General features: G+C 62.2%; 3 protein-coding genes. 1 reads left to right on the plus strand and 2 read right to left on the minus strand.

The features are described from left to right. Nucleotides 1–1417, plus strand: a 1417-nt coding sequence (locus ACIQ3R_RS17175) for an MFS transporter (protein ID WP_397420067.1), incomplete at its 5' end; no start/stop codon positions are given. A gap of 50 nt (nucleotides 1418–1467) precedes the next feature. Here ACIQ3R_RS17175 and ACIQ3R_RS17180 read toward each other — a convergent pair. Next, the gene (locus tag ACIQ3R_RS17180; RefSeq protein WP_397420068.1) at nucleotides 1468–2445 is read right to left on the minus strand and encodes an SDR family oxidoreductase; all 978 of its coding nucleotides are present in this window, start codon (nucleotides 2443–2445) and stop codon (nucleotides 1468–1470) included. Nucleotides 2446–2447: 2 nt separating this feature from the next. Next, nucleotides 2448–2793: hypothetical protein (locus tag ACIQ3R_RS17185; RefSeq protein WP_397420069.1), on the minus strand; the 346-nt coding region annotated here is incomplete at its 5' end.

The following is a 2793-nucleotide window of genomic DNA, read 5'->3' on the forward strand; positions in this document are numbered from 1 at the left end:
CGCGCCGCCCCTCGGCCTGGGCGCGAAGGTGCTCTATGCCGTCGGTGGTGCGGCCGCGAACCTCAAACACAGGGCGATCTCGTCCTTCCTGGTGATCTTCTACAATCAGGTGATCGGCCTGCCCCCGCAGTTGGTGGGCGGGGTCCTGATGGTCGCCCTGGTGTTCGATGCGATCCTCGATCCATTGGTCGGCCAGATCTCCGACAATCTTCGGTCCCGCTGGGGCCGACGTCACCCCTTCATGCTGCTCTCAGCGGCGCCCTACGCGCTCGCCTTCTTCCTCCTTTGGAACCCGCCTGAGGGGTGGAGCGATGGCGCGCTGGCCATCTACTTGGCGATCTGTCTGTTCTCTGTCCGATTCTTCGACACCTTCTTCGAAGTTCCCCACCAGGCGCTCGCGCCAGAGCTGGTCAAGGGTTACGACGAACGGACCAACCTGATCGCCCTCCGACAGATCTTCGTGTTGTTCGGAGGCGCCGGCATGATGGTCATGGCGCTGCAGTTCTTCCTCAAGGAGAACGCCGACGGCACAGGAGGTGTGCTGGCGCGCGACGGCTACTTCCTCTACTCGATGGTTGGCGCTCTCATCATATTCGCCGCCATCATTCTCTCGACGGTTGGGACAGCGCACCGGATTCCATACCTGTCAGCGCCGCCGGATCGGAAGATCACCTTTCGAGGGATGTTCGCCGAGGTGGTCGCGACCCTCAACAACCGGGCCTTCATCGTCGTGTCGCTTTCAGGCTTGTTCGTCGCCGTGGCGGCGGGCGCCCAGAGCGGGCTCGACATGTACTTCGGCATATACTTTTGGGGCTTGAGCCAGAGCCAGCTCGCTGTCCTGGCGACAATGAGCCTGACCGGTGGGCTGACCGGCGTGGCGTTGGCGCCCGTACTCGGCCGCACATTCGGCAAGAAGATCGGTGTCCTCCTGGCTTCAACGACGGGCCTCGTCGTCAACGTCACGCCGATGTCCCTGCGATTGGTGGGAATTGGGCCAGAGAATGAGACGACGGCGCTGGCCCTGCTGTTGTACTGTCAGGAGTTCACTCACGCGACCCTGGCGGCGGCGTCCGGAATCCTGACGGCTTCGCTCATCGCAGATGTGGTCGAGGACGCACAGGTGCGCACGGGTCGACGTTCCGAAGGGCTTCTCCTGTCCGCCAACACGCTGGTTCGAAAGATGGTCTCAGGCGCTGGCGTCTTCACAGCCACAACCATCCTGGCGTTCAGCCAGTTCCCCGAAGACGCAAAGCGCGGACTGGTCCCGGAGGCCGTGCTCACCAAGCTCGGCCTCGCCTACATCCCGACCATGGTCGGGCTCTATTCGATCGCGATACTGTTTCTGTTGGCCTACAACATCGATCGGCGGAAGCATGACGCAAACCTCGAGACGCTTCGCTCACGGGGCCTGAACTAGACTTCACCTGGACGCAGCTGCGAGCGCACCCTTCGGGGACAAGCAAAGGCCTAGCTGTTTTCCGCTATGATCAGATCGACAAGGGCATCAAGTTGCGGATCGGGCCGATAGCCATTCTTTAGCCGCGCCTCCGTAAATCGCCAGGCGCGCTCGACGCCCTCCTCCAGAGATATCGAGCAACGCCAGCCGCCTGTAGCGCGCGAGATCCTGCTGACATCGAAGATCATGGAGTTGGACTTATCGCCGAGCAACGTCCCCTCCCAGGAAGGCTCGTACTTCACCAGCGTCTTTGACAACACGTTGACGATTTTGGGCTCGGCCCCAATCACAGATCCAACGGTTCGCAGGATTCTATTCCACGTGTGCCCCGAACTGTCAGTGATGTTGAATACGCCTCCAATCGCGTCTGGAAGACCACAAAGCCGTACGAACGCACGCGCGAAGTCCTCCGAGTGCGTCAACGTCCATACGGACTCGCCGTCTCCGTGCACGATGACGGGCTTTCCGTTCACCAGCCGCCACGCCAAGTGATCTCCACGAACGACCGTGCTCGGCAGATTTGTGCGGTAGGTGTGGCTGGGACGGACGATCGTCACCTTGATATCGCCGGCGTCTTCCGCCGCCCTGAGCCGCGCCTCGCATGCGGCCTTCTTACGACTGTATTCCCAGAAAGGATTGTCCAGCGGCGTCTCTTCGCCCACCAGCGAGACGCGGCTGGGCTTCTGGTAGGCCGAAGCGGTCGAGATGAAGACGTACTGTCCGCAGTGTTGGCCGAAGGCCTTGATGTCTCGCTCAATATCGTCGGGTTCAAACGCCAGGAACTGGCAGACCACGTCGAAGTTACGCGCCGCGACCTCCTGATACAGGGCCCCGTCGTTCACATCTCCCACGACCTGTTTGACCGATAAGGGGCCGACAGCCTGGCGCTGACCACGGTTGAAGACGGTGACGTCGTGTCCTGCGCGAACCGCTTCCTCCACACAGGCGAAGGATATCTCGCCCGTTCCGCCAACATAAAGGACCCGCATGGTCAGGCGACTTGCGGCGCGACTTCGCCTTGCACGATCCGGGCGCCGCCCAGATTGTGGGAGTCGTGGAAGTGGTTCACCCGATCAGGGCGCGCGACGAACCGCACGTTCCGATTGACGCCATGCGGGTTTGGCGCGCGCTCAAACACTTCGCGAACGTTTTCCTCGAACACGAGGCGGCCGTCCCCCAGTTCGCCGTCGTCCATCAGCTTCAGACTGGGGTCGCGCTTGCAGGCCTCGATGATCTTGGGGTCCAGATCCTGGACATACCGGCCCCGCCAGGTCAGGCAACGCGCGGCGTGATAGGTCAGCGCGATCATCGCGCGCGGGCGCGAGGCGGGGTTGGGC

The organism is Phenylobacterium sp. (assembly GCF_044371015.1).
Taxonomy (GTDB): domain Bacteria; phylum Pseudomonadota; class Alphaproteobacteria; order Caulobacterales; family Caulobacteraceae; genus Phenylobacterium.